The following is a 15175-nucleotide window of genomic DNA, read 5'->3' on the forward strand; positions in this document are numbered from 1 at the left end:
AGGAGTGTCACGTCTGCCGAAGCAGCGGAACCCCTCGACCGCTCCGCATGGAAGCTGCGATGAGGGTATTATGCATAAGGCGCGTGATCGTCATTGGTCCTACGCCGCCTAGTAACGGCGTAATTGCGCCAGTCCGGATCGAGGCGGCGAGGCAACCGCAAAACAGCGCCGGCCTGCCCGGATCACGGCGCCGCAATCGCTGCAAGTCGGTCGATGTCGACCAGCACGATGTCTTCGGAAACAGGCTCGCGATTGTGCAGCCGGAACCAGTCCGCAGCTTCGCGCACGCGGTCACCATGCGGCGGCGGATAGGCGCCAAGTCCGAGAACCCATTCCCGCACGGTCTCGCGCTCCATCCGCCCGGCCCGGTATCGATCGCAGACGGTTTTCGCTGATGCGACGAGATCGTTGATGCTTTTCACAAGATACCCTCAATGCACGGATGGTTCTTCATCTTCGAGAAACGATCGAATGCCGTCGCGCGCGACGACGGCCAGGAATTCGTCGAAGGCATCCCGGTCGGTCGCAAATGGCTCGTCCCAGCGGATCAGGTCTTCCGCCTGCGTGACCACCTCCATCGTCCAGTCTTCATTGCTGCCGGATGTGCGGAAGATATCGACGAGCACGGTGATCCCGTCATCGGTGAATTCTCCCGCCAGTTCGGAGTGTTCGAGCTTCTCTTTCTTTGCCATCATTCAGCCACCTGCACCGGGCGGTGCGTCGTTTTTGAGATATTCTTCATATTGAACCGTCTCGGTTTCATTCGTGTCGATCGACGCATCGGCGCGTTTCGCAAGGCGAACACCCGCACCCCCGCCATTTTCGGGGATGAAAATGACGCCGCCGCCTTCCAGGGCGTGCTTCATATCCTGCAGGGTCCGTTCGTAGGGAGAGCGCTTGCCGGCCTCGAAATTAGCGATCGTCGCTTTGGCGACTTTCGATGCCGATGACAGATCGTCCTGAGACCATGCCAAAAGGGCACGAGCAGCGCGGCATTGAGCGGAAGATAGACACAAAACAATAACCTTGCATCAAAAGTGTGATTCTGCCTCGGGGAGATTATATTAAAAACGTAATCTCGATACAAGCGATGATGAGAGCAGGTGCATGACGGCACAGCATGTTGTGAGCCCTGGAATGGGCCTATTCCATTCTTTCGGCCTTTAATACTCCACGCTCATCTATCGAACGACCAGGTTGATTGACTGAATATTATTAAAGTCTAATTTAGATTACCTTTATCACGCACCCGGGAGGTAACAATGCGTGAGCCAGATATGCAAAAACTCGATGCGCTTGTCGGTCGTCTTGTTGGCGACGTCGGCGCCGCCATGTCAGGGGCCTTGGTCGTGCTTGGCGACCAGGTCGGAATCTATAAGGCGATGGCCGACGGAACGCCGATGAGCGTCCAGGACCTTGCCGCGAAAACGGGGATAAAGGAGCGTTATCTCAGGGAATGGCTGAGCGCCCAGGCGGCTGCCGATTATGTCGCTTACGATGAAAAGACCGATCGTTTCAGCCTGACGCCGGAACAGGCGATGGTGTTTGCCGAGGAAAACAGCCCGGCCTTTTTCGTCGGCGCCTTCGAGGTCGTGCAATCCATGTGGATGGACGAGTCTAAGGTCGCCGATGCTTTCCGTACCGGCAAGGGTCTCGGCTGGCATGAGCACAGCACCTGCCTTTTCCGAGGCACCGAACGGTTCTTTCGCCCGGGCTACAACAGCCATCTCGTGGCCGAATGGATTCCGGCTCTTGCCGGGGTCGAGGCAAAGCTCAAGGCCGGCGCCAGTGTCGCCGATGTCGGCTGCGGTCATGGGGCATCGACCATCCTGATGGCGCAGGCCTATCCCGCCTCCCGCTTCACCGGCTTCGACTATCACGGCCCGTCGATCGAAAGAGCAAAGGCCGCCGCGAAGGATGCGGGTGTTTCGGACCGCGTGACCTTCCAGCAGGGCTCTGCGGCGGAATTTCCGGGGCGCGGCTATGATATGGTCGCCATGTTCGACTGCCTTCACGACATGGGCGATCCGGTCGGCGCCGGCCGGCATGTCAAGGAAACGCTTGGGCCGAACGGCACCTGGCTCATCGTCGAGCCCTTTGCCCATGACCATCTCAAGGACAATCTCAATCCGGTCGGCCGCGTCTATTACGGAGCATCGACGATGATCTGCACGCCGGCGTCACTCTCCCAGGAGGTGGGGCTTGGGCTCGGCGCACAGGCGGGAGAAATGAAGCTTCGAAAGGTCGCGCTCGACGCCGGATTCACGCATTTCCGCCGCGCCACGGAAACGCCGTTCAACATGGTGTTCGAGGTGCGGGCCTGAAGGTTCTGGGTTGCCAGGCGGCCGGCTATCTCAGTTTTCCGATGCTGGCATACATGCCCGTCGTGCGGAATTCGGTGGGATTGGTGCCGTAGACGCGGCGGAAGACCTTGGAGAAATAGTTGGGGTCCTCGAAGCCGCACATGATGGCGACTTCCTTGACCGGCAGGAAGTCGGCCTTGGTCAGAAGCTTGACGGCGCGCTGCAGGCGTTGCTGCAGCACGAATTCGGCCGGCGGCATGCCCTCGCTCTCGGCAAAGCTGCGCGAGAAATGCGCGCGGCTGAGGCCGACGATGCTGGCAAGCTCGCTGACCGGTAGCGCCTTTTCGAGATTGGCGTTGATATGGTCGATCACCGGCTGCATGAAGCTGAGCTCGGCGGCAAAGGCCGGCGAGCCGAAGACATCGTCGTAAAGCGCCATCGCCGCTTCATAGGCAATCGCCGAGGCAGCACCCGGCGACGTCGCGCCCTTGACGAGGCGCAGGCTGCAATCGGCGAGATGGTCGATGGTCGAGGGCTGCAGCTTCAGCACCGGGCCGGCGGTGGAAAGCACCATCTGGTGGATGCGCAGGGTTTCCTCGCCATTCATCGAGATCCAGAAATATTCCCAGCGATCGCCCTTCTCCAGCCAGTAGCGATGATTGTGCGGCACCAGAACGAGCAGCGTGTCGCCGCCCTGAAGGCGATAGTTGCGGTGCTGGTAGCGCAGCTGGCCGCTGCCGCTGATCGTGTGCTGCAGCACGGTGAAGGGCGTCTGGCCGCGCCGGCGGCCGTCCCAGTCATAGCTCTCGTTCTCGCGCACTTCGTAGCCGGCGCTGGTCGGCATGGCGTGCAATCGCTGGCGGCCGCGGGGCAGCGAAACCGTCCTCATCGACTGTCCGTTGGCGATCAAATCCTGCAGCACAAATTTACCCCTGAAAGCATAATCCTTCTCTGGTCGCCCTGCCGATTTCGGGCATAATCCCGGCCGACAAGAGGAAGAGACCACGGCCGATAGAGCGGCCGGGAGGAAAAAGGCAGATTTTACGGCGTTTTCAGCCACATGCGTCAGCATGCGGCCTGATCCTCCATAACCTTCTTTTCCTTAGCATTCGGTTGGGTCGAGGTGAAGATCATGAGTTTCAAAATCGCTATCATCGGTGCGGGCAGCGTCGGTTTCACCAAGAAGCTGTTTACCGATATATTGTGCGTTCCCGAGTTTCGCGACGTCGAATTCGCGCTGACGGATCTCAGCGAGCATAATCTGGAAATGATCAAGGCGATCCTCGACCGCGTCGTCGAGGCGAACGGGCTGCCGACGAAGGTGACGGCGACGACCAACCGGCGCCAGGCGCTGGAAGGCGCGCGCTACATCATCAGCTGCGTCCGGGTCGGTGGGCTCGAGGCCTATGCCGATGATATCAGAATCCCGCTGAAGTACGGCATCGACCAGTGCGTCGGCGATACGATCTGTGCCGGCGGCATTCTCTATGGCCAGCGCAACATCCCGGTCATCCTCGACTTCTGCAAGGATATCCGCGAGGTCGCCGAGCCCGGCGCGAAATTCCTGAACTATGCCAACCCGATGGCGATGAACACCTGGGCGGCGATCGAATATGGCAAGGTCGACACCGTCGGTCTCTGCCACGGCGTCCAGCATGGCGCCGAACAGATTGCCGAGGTGCTCGGCGCGAAGTCGCTGAGCGAGCTCGACTATATCTGCTCCGGCATCAACCACCAGACCTGGTTCATCGACCTGCGCCTCAACGGCCGCAGGATCGGCAAGGACGAACTGGTCGCCGCTTTCGAGGCGCATCCGGTCTATTCGCAGCAGGAAAAATTGCGCATCGACGTGCTGAAGCGTTTCGGCGTCTATTCCACCGAAAGCAACGGCCATCTCTCGGAATACCTGCCCTGGTATCGCAAGCGGCCTGACGAGATCACCCGCTGGATCGACATGTCCGACTGGATCCACGGCGAGACCGGCGGCTACCTCCGCCATTCCACCGAAACGCGCAACTGGTTCGAGACGGAATATCCGCAATTCCTGGAATCCGCCGCAAAGCCGATCGATCCCGCCAAGCGCTCGAACGAACATGCAAGCCATATCCTCGAGGCGCTGGAGACGAACCGGGTCTATCGCGGCCATTTCAACGTCAAGAACAATGGCGTCATCACCAACCTGCCGTCCGATGCGATCATCGAATCGCCCGGCTTCGTCGATCGCTTCGGCATCAACATGGTCTCCGGCGTCACCCTGCCGGAAGCCTGTGCGGCCACCTGCATCGCGTCGATCAACGTCCAACGCATGTCGGTGCATGCGGCAATATCGGGTGATATCGACCTCTTGAAGCTTGCCGTGCTGCACGATCCGCTGGTCGGCGCCGTCTCGACGCCGGAAGAGGTCTGGCAGATGGTCGATGAAATGGTCGTTGCCGAGGCGCGCTGGCTGCCGCAATATGCGCATGCCGTGCCGGCCGCCAAGGAGCGGCTGTCGAAATCGAAGGTGCAGACCCGCGACTGGGCGGGGGCCGCACGCCGCAACGTTCGCTCGATCGAGGAGCTGCGCGCGGAAAAGGCGGCGCTGAAACAGGCCGTCTGATTTTCTTGAAGGATGGGTCGTCATGGGTTTCCGGGAGGGAAATCCATGACGTCGGGCCCGCTTTCATGTCGTTCGAGGAAAAAGGAGCCGCGCAACCCGCGCTCCGGAACAAGAGGGAGAAACGATGATGAATTTCCGTAACGCAGGCATTCTGGCCGGACTGGCGCTCAGCGTCTCAGCCGCGGCGATGAATGCCTATGCCTCCGAGCCAACCATCCCACCTGCACCGGCGGACTTCCCCGCCGAAGGCAAGATCAACTATGTGGCGCGCGACTCCATCCTGGAGTTCAAGGCGCTGCCCGAATATCACGAGCCCGACTGGGTCACGAAGAATTTCGTCGCCACCGGCAAGCTGCCGCCGGTCAAGGATCGCCTGCCGAAGGAGCCGCTGGTCTTTAAGACAGGCAATATGCCCGACGGCATCGGCGTCTACGGCGATACAATGCGCCACGTCATCGGCGGCCGGCCGGAAGGCTGGAACTACGGCGCCGGCCAGACGCAGGGCTGGGGCGGCATCGATATCGGCCTTTCCGAATGCCTGACGCGCACTGCGCCGCTGTTCCAGGTGCAGGCCTCAGACACCGAGCCGTTGCCGAACCTCGCCAAGAGCTGGGATTGGTCGCAAGACGGCCATAAGCTGACCATGCACCTGATCGAAGGCGCCAAATGGTCGGACGGCGCGCCGTTCAATGCCGACGACATCATGTTCTACTGGGACGATGAAGTCGTCGACCCGAACGTCTCGCCGCTCGGCGGCGGCGCCTCGCCGGAAGCCTTCGGCGCCGGGACGACGCTGAAGAAGGTCGACGATTACACCGTCGAATGGACCTTCAAGGAGGCCTTCCCGAAGCAATATCTCTACACGATGTCCTACCCGAATTTCTGCCCGGGTCCGTCGCACATCCTGAAGGCGAAGCATCCGAAATATTCGAAGAACACCTACGACCAGTTCAAGAACGCCTTCCCGCCCGAGTTCATGAACATGCCGGTCATGGGCGCCTGGGTACCGGTCGAATATCGCCCGGACGACATCATCGTCATGCGCCGCAACCCCTATTACTGGAAGGTCGACGAGAAGGGCGATCAGCTCCCCTATCTGAATGAGCTGCACTACAAGCTCTCGACCTGGGCCGACCGTGACGTTCAGGCCGTGGCAGGATCCGCCGATTTCTCGAACCTCGAACAGCCGGAAAACTTCGTCGCCTCGCTGAAGCGTGCCGCGGAAGAAACGGCGCCCGCCCGCCTTGCCTTCGGCCCGCGCCTGATCGGCTACAATCTCCGCATGAACTTCTCCGCCAACGGCTGGGGCAGCCCGGACGAGCGCGGTGAGGCGATCCGCGAGCTGAACCGCAACGAGGACTTCCGCAAGGCCGTCACCATGGCGCTCGACCGCAAGGCAATCGGCGACTCGCTGGTCAAGGGACCGTTCACCGCGATCTATCCCGGTGGGCTCTCCTCCGGCACCAGCTTCTACGACCGCAACTCGACCGTCTACTACCCCTTTGATCTTGAGGGCGCCAAGGCGGAACTCGCCAAAGCCGGTCTTAAGGACACCGACGGCAACGGCATCGTGAACTTCCCGGCCGGGACGCTCGGCGGCAAGGATGTCGAAATCGTCATGCTGATTAACAATCAGTACACGACCGACAAGAGCCTTGCCGAAGGTGTCGTCGGCCAGATGGAGAAACTTGGGCTGAAGATCGTCATCAATTCGCTCGACGGCGCAAAGCGTGACGACGCCCATTATGCCGGCCGCTTCGACTGGCTGATCCAGCGCAACACGACGGAACTGTCGTCGGTGGTGCAGAATACCGAACAGCTTGCCCCTGTCGGCCCGCGCACCAGCTGGCACCATCGCGCCGGCAAGGATGATCAGCTCGATCTGATGCCCTTCGAAAAGGAGCTTGTCGACGTCGTCAACAAGTTCAGGACGAGCCAGAACAACGACGAGCGCGTCGATCTGATGAAGCAGTATCAGAAGATCTCGACGGAGCACGTCAACACCGTCGGCCTGACGGAATATCCGGGCGCCCTGATCGTCAACAAGCGGTTCTCCAACGTGCCCCAGGGTACGCCGATCATGATGTTCAACTGGGCTGAAGATTCGGTGATCCGCGAACGCCTGTGGGTGGCGGCCGACAAGCAGGGCAAATACGAACTGTTCCCCGAACAGCTGCCCGGCAAGCCCGGCGAAAAGGGTCCCATAAACTGATGCATGCCGCCCGGAAACAAAGAGTTAAAGCGCGTCGCATGTGATGCGACGCGCTGGAGAGCTCCCTCCCAGCTGAAGTGAGCTTCCGGCCGCGCGTGCAGCGCGCGGCCGGGCAAAACCAACAAGCCGGCCGCGCTGACAAGGAGCGACTGGCGGCAAGGAGAAGCGAACCGTTCGATGTTACGATTCCTGCTCGTGCGCATAGCCTCTGCGATCCCCATTCTCTTCATCCTGAGCGTGGTGACTTTCGCGATCATCCAGGCCCCGCCCGGCGACTACGCCGATTACATCCGCTCCCAGCTGATCAACCAGGGCGGCGCCTCCTATGCCCAGGCCGAAGCGCAGGCGCAGCTCTACCGGGTTGAACATGGCCTCGATAAGCCGCTGGTCGTCCAGTACGTCAACTGGATCGGCGGGATCGTGACGCGCGGCGATTTCGGTTACAGCATGTTTTACAACAAGCCGGTCGCCGATGTCGTCGGTGAACGCCTGCCGCGGACATTGCTTCTGGCGCTTGTCTGCCATCTCTTTGCCTCGGTGCTCGGCATCGGCTTCGGCATCTGGGCGGCGACGCGCCAATACAGCTGGATCGACAGCCTGCTTTCGGGGATTTCCTTCCTCGGCATGACGGTGCCGCGCTTCCTGATGGCGCTGATCATCGTCTATCTCCTGGTTTTCCAGCTTAACGTCTCCGAAATCGGCAGCTTCTTCTCGCCGCAATATGGCGGGGCGCCTTGGTCCTGGGCGAAATTCGTCGATCTCGTCCACCATGTCTGGCCGGTCGTGGCGATCGCCACCTTCGGTGGGCTCGCCTACAATATGCGCGTCATGCGCGGCAATCTGCTCGATACGCTGAATGCCCAATATGTCGAGACGGCCAAGGCCAAGGGGCTTTCCGGCGCAGCCGTGGTGATGCGCCATGCGGTGCCAAATGCGCTGCACCCGCTGGTGATGTACCAGGGCGTCGTGTTGCCCTACATGCTGACCGGCGAGATCGAAACCGCGATCATTTTCGCGCTGCCGACCGTCGGCCCGGCGATCGTCGGCTCGATGGCGGTCGGCGACGTCTATGTCACCGCTACCTTCATGATGGTGCTGTCGGCGACGCTGATCGTCGGCAACATCATCGCCGACATGCTGCTCGCTTTGCTCGATCCCCGCGTCCGCCAATATGGAGGAGCCTGAGATGTTGGCTTTCGACTCTTCTGCCACGCCGCCGACAACCGACATCGAGACCAAAAAACAATCGCGTGGGCATGAGAGCTATATCGCCCTTGTCTGGCGCCGGCTGAGGCGCTCGTGGACCGGCATGGCAGGGCTGGTGCTCGTCGTGCTGCTGCTTGTCATGGCGATCTTTGCCGATTTCTTTGCGCCGATGGACCCGAAGGCGACCGATGTCGGCTTCGCGCCGCCGCAGGTGATGAGCTTCCACGACAAGGACGGCAATTTCGTCTTCCAGCCGCGCGTCTACGCGCTGTCGGACTCCGAAGAGCTCGACCCGGTCACCTTCCAGCCGATTGTCGGCATCGACTATGACAACCCGCGGCTGCTCGGCTTCTTCGTCAAGGGCGCTGAATACCGGCTCCTCGGCTTGATCCCGGCCAACCGGCACTTTTTCGGCTCGACCGACGGCCAGCCGGTGCATTTCCTCGGCACCGACAAGTTCGGCCGCGACGTGCTGTCGCGTGCCATCATCGGCTCGCGCATTTCGCTGACCATTGCGCTGACGGTGGTCTTCATCGTCACCATCATCGGCACGACCGTCGGCATGGTATCCGGCTATTTCGGCGGCACATTCGATGTCTGGCTGCAGCGTTTTGTCGAACTGGTGCTCGCCTTCCCGCAACTGCCGCTCTATCTGGCGCTGACCTCGCTGATCCCGGTGACGGCGCCGACCAACGTCTTCCTTGCCTTCGTCATCGCCGTGATGTCGGCGCTCGGCTGGGCGCAGATGTCGCGCGAGGTGCGCGGCAAGACCTTGGCACTCGCCCGCATCGATTATGTCAGGGCAGCGATGGCCGTCGGGGCCACCGACACGCGCATCATCATGCAGCACATCTTTCCGAACGTGATGAGCCATGTCATCGTCGCGGTGACGCTGCATATACCGAGCGTCGTACTGCTCGAATCCTTCCTCGGTTTCTTGGGCTTTGCCGTCAAGCCGCCGCTGATCTCCTGGGGGCTGATGCTGCAGGATACGGCGACCTATTCGGTGATCGGCTCCTATCCCTGGATTCTCTCCCCCGTCGGCTTCGTGCTCATCACCGTCTTCGCATTCAATGCGCTCGGTGACGGATTGCGCGACGCGGTCGATCCTTATTGAGGTGATTGATATGGCTCTTGCACTGGTCAATTCCTTCGCCCCGCCCGTCCGCCACGACCATGATGGCCGTTCGGACACGCCGATTATCGACGCCCGCAATGTGGCGGTGAATTTCAAGGTCGAAGACGGCATGGTCGAAGCCGTCAAGGACGTCTCCTTCCAGCTCTATCGCGGCGAGACGATCGCGATCGTCGGTGAATCCGGTTCGGGCAAATCGGTAACGGCGCGCACGGTGATGGGGCTGTTGTCGAAGCGCGCCGTCGTCTCCGAGAAATCGACGGTCGCCTATGACGGCAGCAACATCTTGAAATTTTCCGAGCGGGCGCGCCGCAAGCTGCGCGGCGACCGCATCTCGATGATCTTCCAGGAGCCGATGAGCTCGCTGAACCCGATCTACACGATCGGCAGCCAGATCGTCGAAGCGATCCGCGTGCATCGCCGGATCAGCAAGAGGGATGCGCAAAAGCGCGCGCTCGAACTGCTGGAACATGTGCAGATCCCCGATCCCGCCGCGCGGCTGATGCAATATCCGCATCAGCTTTCCGGCGGCCAGCGCCAGCGCGTGATGATCGCCATGGCGCTTGCCAACGACCCCGACGTGCTGATCGCCGACGAGCCGACGACGGCGCTCGACGTCACCGTGCAGGCGCAGATCCTGAACCTGATCCGCAACCTGCAGAAAGAACTGGGGATGGCCGTCATCCTCATCACCCACGACCTGACCGTCGTGCGGCAGTTCTCTGATTACGTCTATGTGATGCAGTACGGCGAAGTGCGCGAGCACAACACCACCGAAGCTCTCTTTGCCAATCCGCAGGACGCCTATACCAAGCATCTGCTCGCCTCCGAGCCGCGTGGCCAGGCCAATCCGCTGCCCGAAGGGTCGGATGTCATCCTCGATGCCAAGGGCGTGCGCGTCTCCTTCATGATGCGTCACGGTACCTTTCTCAAGCCGGCGATGCGTGAGCTTGTCGCCGTCGATAGCCTCGACCTGACGCTGCGCCGTCACGAGACGCTGGGGCTGGTCGGTGAATCCGGCTCCGGCAAGACGACGTTCGGCCAGGCGATCCTGCGGCTGAACACGCCCGACAGCGGTGAGATCCATTTCGACCATCAGCCGATCCACGGCCTTTCCAGGGCCGAGATGCGGCCCTTGCGCGCCCGCATGCAGGTGGTGTTCCAGGATCCTTTCTCATCGCTCAACCCGCGGATGACGATCGGCCAGATCATCGAGGAAGGTCTCGTCGTCAACAGGCTGGGCGCAACCAAGGCCGAACGGCAGGACCGGGTGCGCGAAGCGCTGATTGCCGCCGGCATGCCCGGCCATATCCTGTCGCGCTTCCCGCACGAATTTTCCGGCGGCCAGCGCCAGCGCATCGCCATTGCCCGCGCCATCGCGCTCGAGCCGGAATTCATCCTGCTCGACGAGCCGACATCGGCGCTCGACCTTTCCGTCCAGGCGCAGATCATCGAACTCCTGCGCAAGCTGCAGGACGAGCGGGGCTTAAGTTACCTGTTCATCTCCCACGATCTCAAGGTCGTCAGGGCTCTCTGCCATCGCGTCATCGTCATGCAGCATGGCAAGATCGTCGAAGAGGGCCCCGTCAACGAAGTTCTCACCCATCCCAAGACCGCCTACACCGAACGGCTCGTCAAGGCCGCTTTCGAGGTAGCATGATTGCAGAATGCCGGAGGTTATAATGGCAGCAAATCCCAAAATCACTTTCATCGGAGCAGGCTCCACCGTCTTCATGAAGAACATCGTCGGCGACGTGTTGCAGCGTCCCGCGCTGTCGGGTGCGACGATCGCCCTGATGGACCTCAATCCGCAGCGGCTGGAAGAAAGCGCCATCGTCGTCAACAAGCTGATCTCGACGCTTGGCGTGAAGGCGAAGGCCGAGACCTATTCCGACCAGCGCAAGGCGCTTGCGGACGCCGATTTCGTCGTCGTCGCCTTCCAGATCGGCGGCTATGAGCCCTGCACGGTCACCGATTTCGAGGTGCCGAAGAAATACGGGCTGCGTCAGACGATCGCCGATACGCTCGGCGTCGGCGGTATCATGCGCGGGCTTCGCACCGTGCCGCATCTCTGGAAGGTCTGCGAGGATATGCTCGCCGTCTGCCCCGAGGCGATCATGCTGCAATATGTCAACCCGATGGCGATCAACACCTGGGCAATCGCCGAGAAATATCCGACCATCCGCCAGGTCGGCCTCTGCCACTCGGTGCAGGGCACGGCGATGGAACTGGCCCACGATCTCGACATTCCCTACGAGGAAATCCGCTACCGGGCGGCCGGCATCAACCACATGGCCTTCTATCTCAAGTTCGAGCATCGCCAGCCGGACGGTTCCTACCGCAATCTCTACCCCGACCTTTTGCGCGCCTATCGCGAGGGCAGGGCGCCGAAGCCCGGCTGGAACCCGCGCTGCCCGAACAAGGTGCGCTACGAGATGCTGACGCGGCTCGGCTATTTCGTCACCGAAAGCTCGGAGCATTTCGCCGAATATACGCCCTATTTCATCAAGGAGGGCCGCGACGACCTGATCGAGAAATTCGGCATTCCGCTCGATGAATATCCGAAGCGTTGCATCGAGCAGATCGAGCGCTGGAAAGGCCAGGCCGAGGCCTATCGCTCAGCCGACAAGATCGAGGTCGCGCCGTCGAAGGAATATGCCTCCTCGATCATCAACTCGGTCTGGACCGGCGAACCCTCGGTGATCTACGGCAATGTCCGCAATAATGGCTGCATCACCTCGCTGCCGACCAATTGCGCCGCCGAAGTGCCTTGCCTCGTCGATGCCTCCGGCATCCAGCCGACCTTCATCGGCGACCTGCCGCCGCAGCTGACCGCGCTGATCCGCACCAATATCAACGTCCAGGAACTGACGGTGCAGGCGCTGATGACGGAAAATCGCGAGCACATCTACCACGCCGCGATGATGGACCCGCATACGGCCGCCGAACTCGACCTCGACCAGATCTGGTCGCTGGTCGACGATCTGCTCACCACTCACGGCGACTGGCTGCCCGAATGGGCACGCACGGCCCGCAAGGTACAGGCCGCCTGACCCCCTCTCCCGGGTAAGGCGTCAAGGAGCCCCGCGGTCGCAACAACCGCGGGGCTCTTTGCGTGGGGATGGGACGTTTTGCGATTTGGGGACGTGACTCGCCTGGCCGGATCGACATCCTGTCACCACTTTCTTGAATGCACCTTCAGAGCCGAATCGAAGGCGCTTAACCGAAGATAAGGCGAAGCTTTCGAAGCACGGCGGTAGGACGCAGCGCGACAGCGACGGCTATCGCGAGCGGTTGTTGGGTTAAAACGAAAGAGCCTCATGCTGCTGCCGAAATTCCGGCCGGATCGTCCGCTTGGAACAGATCTTCCTAATATACGTTTGTGGGAAGCCTGCCCCACGGAGGACGCCATGATCAGCATCTGGGATGCGAACGTCGAATTGAAGATAGATGATCGTTTTCACGTCATCAGGAGCGCTCGAGAGGCGGTCGCATTTTTGAAGAAATCCTGGCCCGACAACAGAAGCCCGAGCTACGCGACAGCGCGGAAGGTATGCCTGGACGCGGCGAATGGCGTTGTTCCCGGTGCGGAAGCGCGAGCTGCGTTTGAGGCTGCGGCGAAGGAGGCCGGCATCCTGCGACAAACTTAGGGATTACCTTGTTCGTTGCCTGCCATCGAACAGGAGGTGCTGGCGCAGTGCCATGAGGAGCGACATGACAGAGATTGATGCACTCCGCCAGGAAATCTATCGGCTTGCCGCGGCGGCCGAAGCTGACTCAGAAACAACGTCGAATTTGAAGGCGCTGGCCGTGCAGCTCTGGGCAAACTTCGACGAATTCACGGTCGAGGACCTGGAAGATATACTGAGGGACGAATGGAGAACTCGCGGACTGCCGTTCAACGACAACGCGGATATGTAGGCGCTTCTGGAATTGGAGACGTCTGTGCTACCTCAGAGGCCGCTTTGCTGCGTTCGCAATCGGGCCCCTAGCTGACCTTTGTTCGATCTATGACGCATGCTACTCGTGAGCAGTGGCGCCGATATTTTCCGCGCGTCGGGTTCCCAAAATTATGGTACTTGAAAGTACCTAAAAAGCCCCTATAGTCGGATCCCTTGGGGAAAATCGGCCATGGACTTCGCACTCCTTTTCAACCTGTTCCGGAAGCCCAAGCAGGCTAGCGTCACTGACGTCACACTCTGGCACAAGCACGAGTCACTCCTCCCGGTGCCACTCGTCGACGCCGCCGGCCGAAACCCATCGGGACAAATCTGGCGCCGGCTGAACGGTGTGCAATGGGAATATAAGCAGGACCCGGAAACGATTGAGGAATTCGATGCTCGACAATATTGAGGCTTAAAGCCCTACTGTCGCACGGAACCGACGCCTCTGCATTTGTCACGTCGGCTGCGGCCCAGCATCATCGTCATGCCTTCCTCCGCGGACAGCGACGATGATATCGGATCGAGCGCCGAGGTTGGTTCGTCGTAAACAGCCAGGCCGTGTTTCTAAAGCGGTCGAAACACTCTCGATGGGCTAGTAACCGCCTATCTCACCGCGAACTGGGCCTATCCCCTGCGGCTGTGCATAGGTTGTGTTGTCCGATCCGCTAGTTGCGCATCCTGCGAGTGTCATGAAGACGATTGCTGCTGCGGCCAAAATGTTTTTCAGAGGCACGGCGTTCTCCGATCATGGCAGGCTGCCCAGGCCTCAAGGGCCATGCCGAGGATTTTCCGTTAAATCACCTACAATGGCAAGCGCGTGGTTAGCTGGCGGTAAGTAGCGATACGGCCTCTTCAAGCCTCTCCCTGACGGGATAGTCGCTCGGCGAGGCATCTTTCCCCAGCACGCTGACATAGATGTGGGTGCTGCTGGTGAACGCCCTGACGCAAGTCCCTAGGGGGCGTGGTCGGCCAGCGCAGAAAACCTGGACCCGGCAGCTGACCAGCAGGAGCCGCTTCAGAAATCTGCCCCCTCAAAATGTCAGCGATAGTCGATGCCGCAGGAGCAACGACCCGACCGGTCTGGCTTCGGTCGTCGCACGTGCCACCCGCGTCGGGGATCGATGCATCCCCGACCAGCACGTCAGATGGTGGCCTCTAGCCTCAATCAGCCAAAGAACGCACGAAGCTGAGCGAAAAACCCACTTGATTTGGAGCCTGACATCTTACGCAAACGGCGGGCGACGACTGCCGCACTGACGCGTTCACCGAAATGGCAGAAGCACACAAGATCATGCAATTGTTCGTCGCTGAGTTCGAAGAACCGTTTGGCTTCTCCATAGCTATCGTTTTCCATTCCTGCCGCCCGCAGAATGGGATCAGCGAATGCAACGGAGATCGGGGTGCCGTCATCCCTGAGAGCAAGCCGATCTGCCATCGGCTGATATTCGGTTTCGTGTAGCGTCTTCAGAAACGGTCTCGGGCTGCGTTCCAGACTTTCGGCCCAGCGTTCAAGCCGTTCGCGCCGCGTTATTTCCAGGCGCTTGCAGGTCGGGCTGACCTTGGCGATGGTTTTCAACTGATCGAGTGCGTACTGTTCCATTTCGGCCTCCTATCTCCGGAAAAATAGATGGTCCGCCTCCCCAAAACAGCGTCGCTCAGGTCGCAGCCGATGTCCAATCACGATTGGGCACGGCGTCTCGTTGACGTTTCCGTAATCACTGGAGGCGCCTTTGCTTGCTGACAGGCTCTTTTCTCATAAGGTTTCTGCACCATCTC

General features: G+C 60.6%; 15 protein-coding genes and 1 pseudogene. 10 read left to right on the top strand and 6 right to left on the bottom strand.

Annotated elements, in window-relative coordinates; genetic code table 11:
• Positions 1–7 precede the first annotated feature (7 nt).
• The 4 genes and pseudogenes from FFM53_RS36645 to FFM53_RS31510 form a co-directional block, all read right to left on the bottom strand.
• A pseudogene (locus tag FFM53_RS36645) lies at positions 8–148 on the bottom strand (bifunctional methylenetetrahydrofolate dehydrogenase/methenyltetrahydrofolate cyclohydrolase); the annotation flags it as partial.
• A gap of 34 nt (positions 149–182) precedes the next feature.
• Entirely contained in the window at positions 183–422 is a 240-nt protein-coding gene (locus FFM53_RS31500; protein WP_072641856.1) for a hypothetical protein, read from the bottom strand.
• A 9-nt stretch (positions 423–431) separates the two neighbouring features.
• Entirely contained in the window at positions 432–692 is a 261-nt protein-coding gene (locus tag FFM53_RS31505; RefSeq protein ID WP_025397793.1) for a hypothetical protein, read from the bottom strand.
• Positions 693–695: 3 nt separating this feature from the next.
• Positions 696–1016, bottom strand: a complete 321-nt coding sequence (locus tag FFM53_RS31510) for a helix-turn-helix domain-containing protein (RefSeq protein ID WP_105009339.1) — start codon at positions 1014–1016, stop codon at positions 696–698.
• Positions 1017–1262: 246 nt separating this feature from the next.
• Here FFM53_RS31510 and FFM53_RS31515 point away from each other — a divergent pair, with 246 nt between their 5' ends.
• A complete protein-coding gene (locus FFM53_RS31515; RefSeq protein WP_138389747.1) occupies positions 1263–2324 on the top strand; it encodes a class I SAM-dependent methyltransferase in 1062 nt (353 codons plus the stop codon).
• 25 nt (positions 2325–2349) lie between these two features.
• On the opposite strand, the gene FFM53_RS31520 is transcribed toward FFM53_RS31515, so the two are convergent.
• Positions 2350–3375 carry an AraC family transcriptional regulator gene (locus tag FFM53_RS31520; protein WP_173883703.1) on the bottom strand — a complete coding sequence of 342 codons (1026 nt, stop codon included), beginning with the start codon at positions 3373–3375 and terminating at the stop codon, positions 2350–2352.
• Positions 3376–3435: 60 nt separating this feature from the next.
• Between FFM53_RS31520 and melA (FFM53_RS31525) the strand changes: the two genes are divergently transcribed.
• The 9 genes from melA (FFM53_RS31525) (at position 3436) to FFM53_RS31565 (ending at position 13808) form a co-directional block, all read left to right on the top strand.
• A complete protein-coding gene (gene melA, locus FFM53_RS31525) occupies positions 3436–4902 on the top strand; it encodes an alpha-glucosidase/alpha-galactosidase (protein WP_138389746.1) in 1467 nt (488 codons plus the stop codon).
• Positions 4903–5026: 124 nt separating this feature from the next.
• Positions 5027–7114 carry an ABC transporter substrate-binding protein gene (locus FFM53_RS31530; protein ID WP_138389745.1) on the top strand — a complete coding sequence of 696 codons (2088 nt, stop codon included), beginning with the start codon at positions 5027–5029 and terminating at the stop codon, positions 7112–7114.
• A gap of 177 nt (positions 7115–7291) precedes the next feature.
• On the top strand, positions 7292–8299 hold the full coding sequence (locus tag FFM53_RS31535; RefSeq protein WP_026188757.1) for an ABC transporter permease: 1008 nt from the start codon (positions 7292–7294) through the stop codon (positions 8297–8299).
• Between the two features lies 1 nt (position 8300).
• Positions 8301–9437, top strand: a complete 1137-nt coding sequence (locus tag FFM53_RS31540) for an ABC transporter permease (protein WP_138389744.1) — start codon at positions 8301–8303, stop codon at positions 9435–9437.
• A 10-nt stretch (positions 9438–9447) separates the two neighbouring features.
• Positions 9448–11115: an ABC transporter ATP-binding protein gene (locus tag FFM53_RS31545; RefSeq protein ID WP_064655319.1), complete on the top strand. Its 1668-nt coding sequence runs from the start codon at positions 9448–9450 to the stop codon at positions 11113–11115.
• A gap of 22 nt (positions 11116–11137) precedes the next feature.
• Positions 11138–12508 carry an alpha-glucosidase/alpha-galactosidase gene (gene melA, locus FFM53_RS31550; RefSeq protein ID WP_138389743.1) on the top strand — a complete coding sequence of 457 codons (1371 nt, stop codon included), beginning with the start codon at positions 11138–11140 and terminating at the stop codon, positions 12506–12508.
• 357 nt (positions 12509–12865) lie between these two features.
• On the top strand, positions 12866–13105 hold the full coding sequence (locus FFM53_RS31555; RefSeq protein WP_138389742.1) for a DUF982 domain-containing protein: 240 nt from the start codon (positions 12866–12868) through the stop codon (positions 13103–13105).
• A 64-nt stretch (positions 13106–13169) separates the two neighbouring features.
• A complete protein-coding gene (locus tag FFM53_RS31560; protein WP_138389741.1) occupies positions 13170–13376 on the top strand; it encodes a hypothetical protein in 207 nt (68 codons plus the stop codon).
• A 210-nt stretch (positions 13377–13586) separates the two neighbouring features.
• Positions 13587–13808, top strand: a complete 222-nt coding sequence (locus FFM53_RS31565) for a hypothetical protein (RefSeq protein ID WP_129419412.1) — start codon at positions 13587–13589, stop codon at positions 13806–13808.
• Between the two features lie 756 nt (positions 13809–14564).
• On the opposite strand, the gene FFM53_RS31570 is transcribed toward FFM53_RS31565, so the two are convergent.
• Positions 14565–14999, bottom strand: a complete 435-nt coding sequence (locus FFM53_RS31570; protein WP_138389740.1) for a hypothetical protein — start codon at positions 14997–14999, stop codon at positions 14565–14567.
• Between the last annotated feature and the right edge of the window lie 176 nt (positions 15000–15175).

The organism is Rhizobium indicum, from assembly GCF_005862305.2.
GTDB classification, from domain to species: Bacteria; Pseudomonadota; Alphaproteobacteria; order Rhizobiales; family Rhizobiaceae; genus Rhizobium; species Rhizobium indicum.

Coding starts and splice junctions, on each gene's coding strand:
- FFM53_RS31530 (WP_138389745.1), top strand. CDS start 5,027: ATGATGAATTTCCGTAACGCAGGCATTCTGGCCGGACTGGCGCTCAGC.
- FFM53_RS31555 (WP_138389742.1), top strand. CDS start 12,866: ATGATCAGCATCTGGGATGCGAACGTCGAATTGAAGATAGATGATCGT.
- FFM53_RS31570 (WP_138389740.1), bottom strand. CDS start 14,999: ATGGAACAGTACGCACTCGATCAGTTGAAAACCATCGCCAAGGTCAGC.
- FFM53_RS31505 (WP_025397793.1), bottom strand. CDS start 692: ATGGCAAAGAAAGAGAAGCTCGAACACTCCGAACTGGCGGGAGAATTC.
- FFM53_RS31560 (WP_138389741.1), top strand. CDS start 13,170: ATGACAGAGATTGATGCACTCCGCCAGGAAATCTATCGGCTTGCCGCG.
- FFM53_RS31520 (WP_173883703.1), bottom strand. CDS start 3,375: ATGCTGACGCATGTGGCTGAAAACGCCGTAAAATCTGCCTTTTTCCTC.
- FFM53_RS31535 (WP_026188757.1), top strand. CDS start 7,292: ATGTTACGATTCCTGCTCGTGCGCATAGCCTCTGCGATCCCCATTCTC.
- FFM53_RS31540 (WP_138389744.1), top strand. CDS start 8,301: ATGTTGGCTTTCGACTCTTCTGCCACGCCGCCGACAACCGACATCGAG.
- melA (WP_138389746.1), top strand. CDS start 3,436: ATGAGTTTCAAAATCGCTATCATCGGTGCGGGCAGCGTCGGTTTCACC.
- FFM53_RS31515 (WP_138389747.1), top strand. CDS start 1,263: ATGCGTGAGCCAGATATGCAAAAACTCGATGCGCTTGTCGGTCGTCTT.
- FFM53_RS31545 (WP_064655319.1), top strand. CDS start 9,448: ATGGCTCTTGCACTGGTCAATTCCTTCGCCCCGCCCGTCCGCCACGAC.
- melA (WP_138389743.1), top strand. CDS start 11,138: ATGGCAGCAAATCCCAAAATCACTTTCATCGGAGCAGGCTCCACCGTC.
- FFM53_RS31565 (WP_129419412.1), top strand. CDS start 13,587: ATGGACTTCGCACTCCTTTTCAACCTGTTCCGGAAGCCCAAGCAGGCT.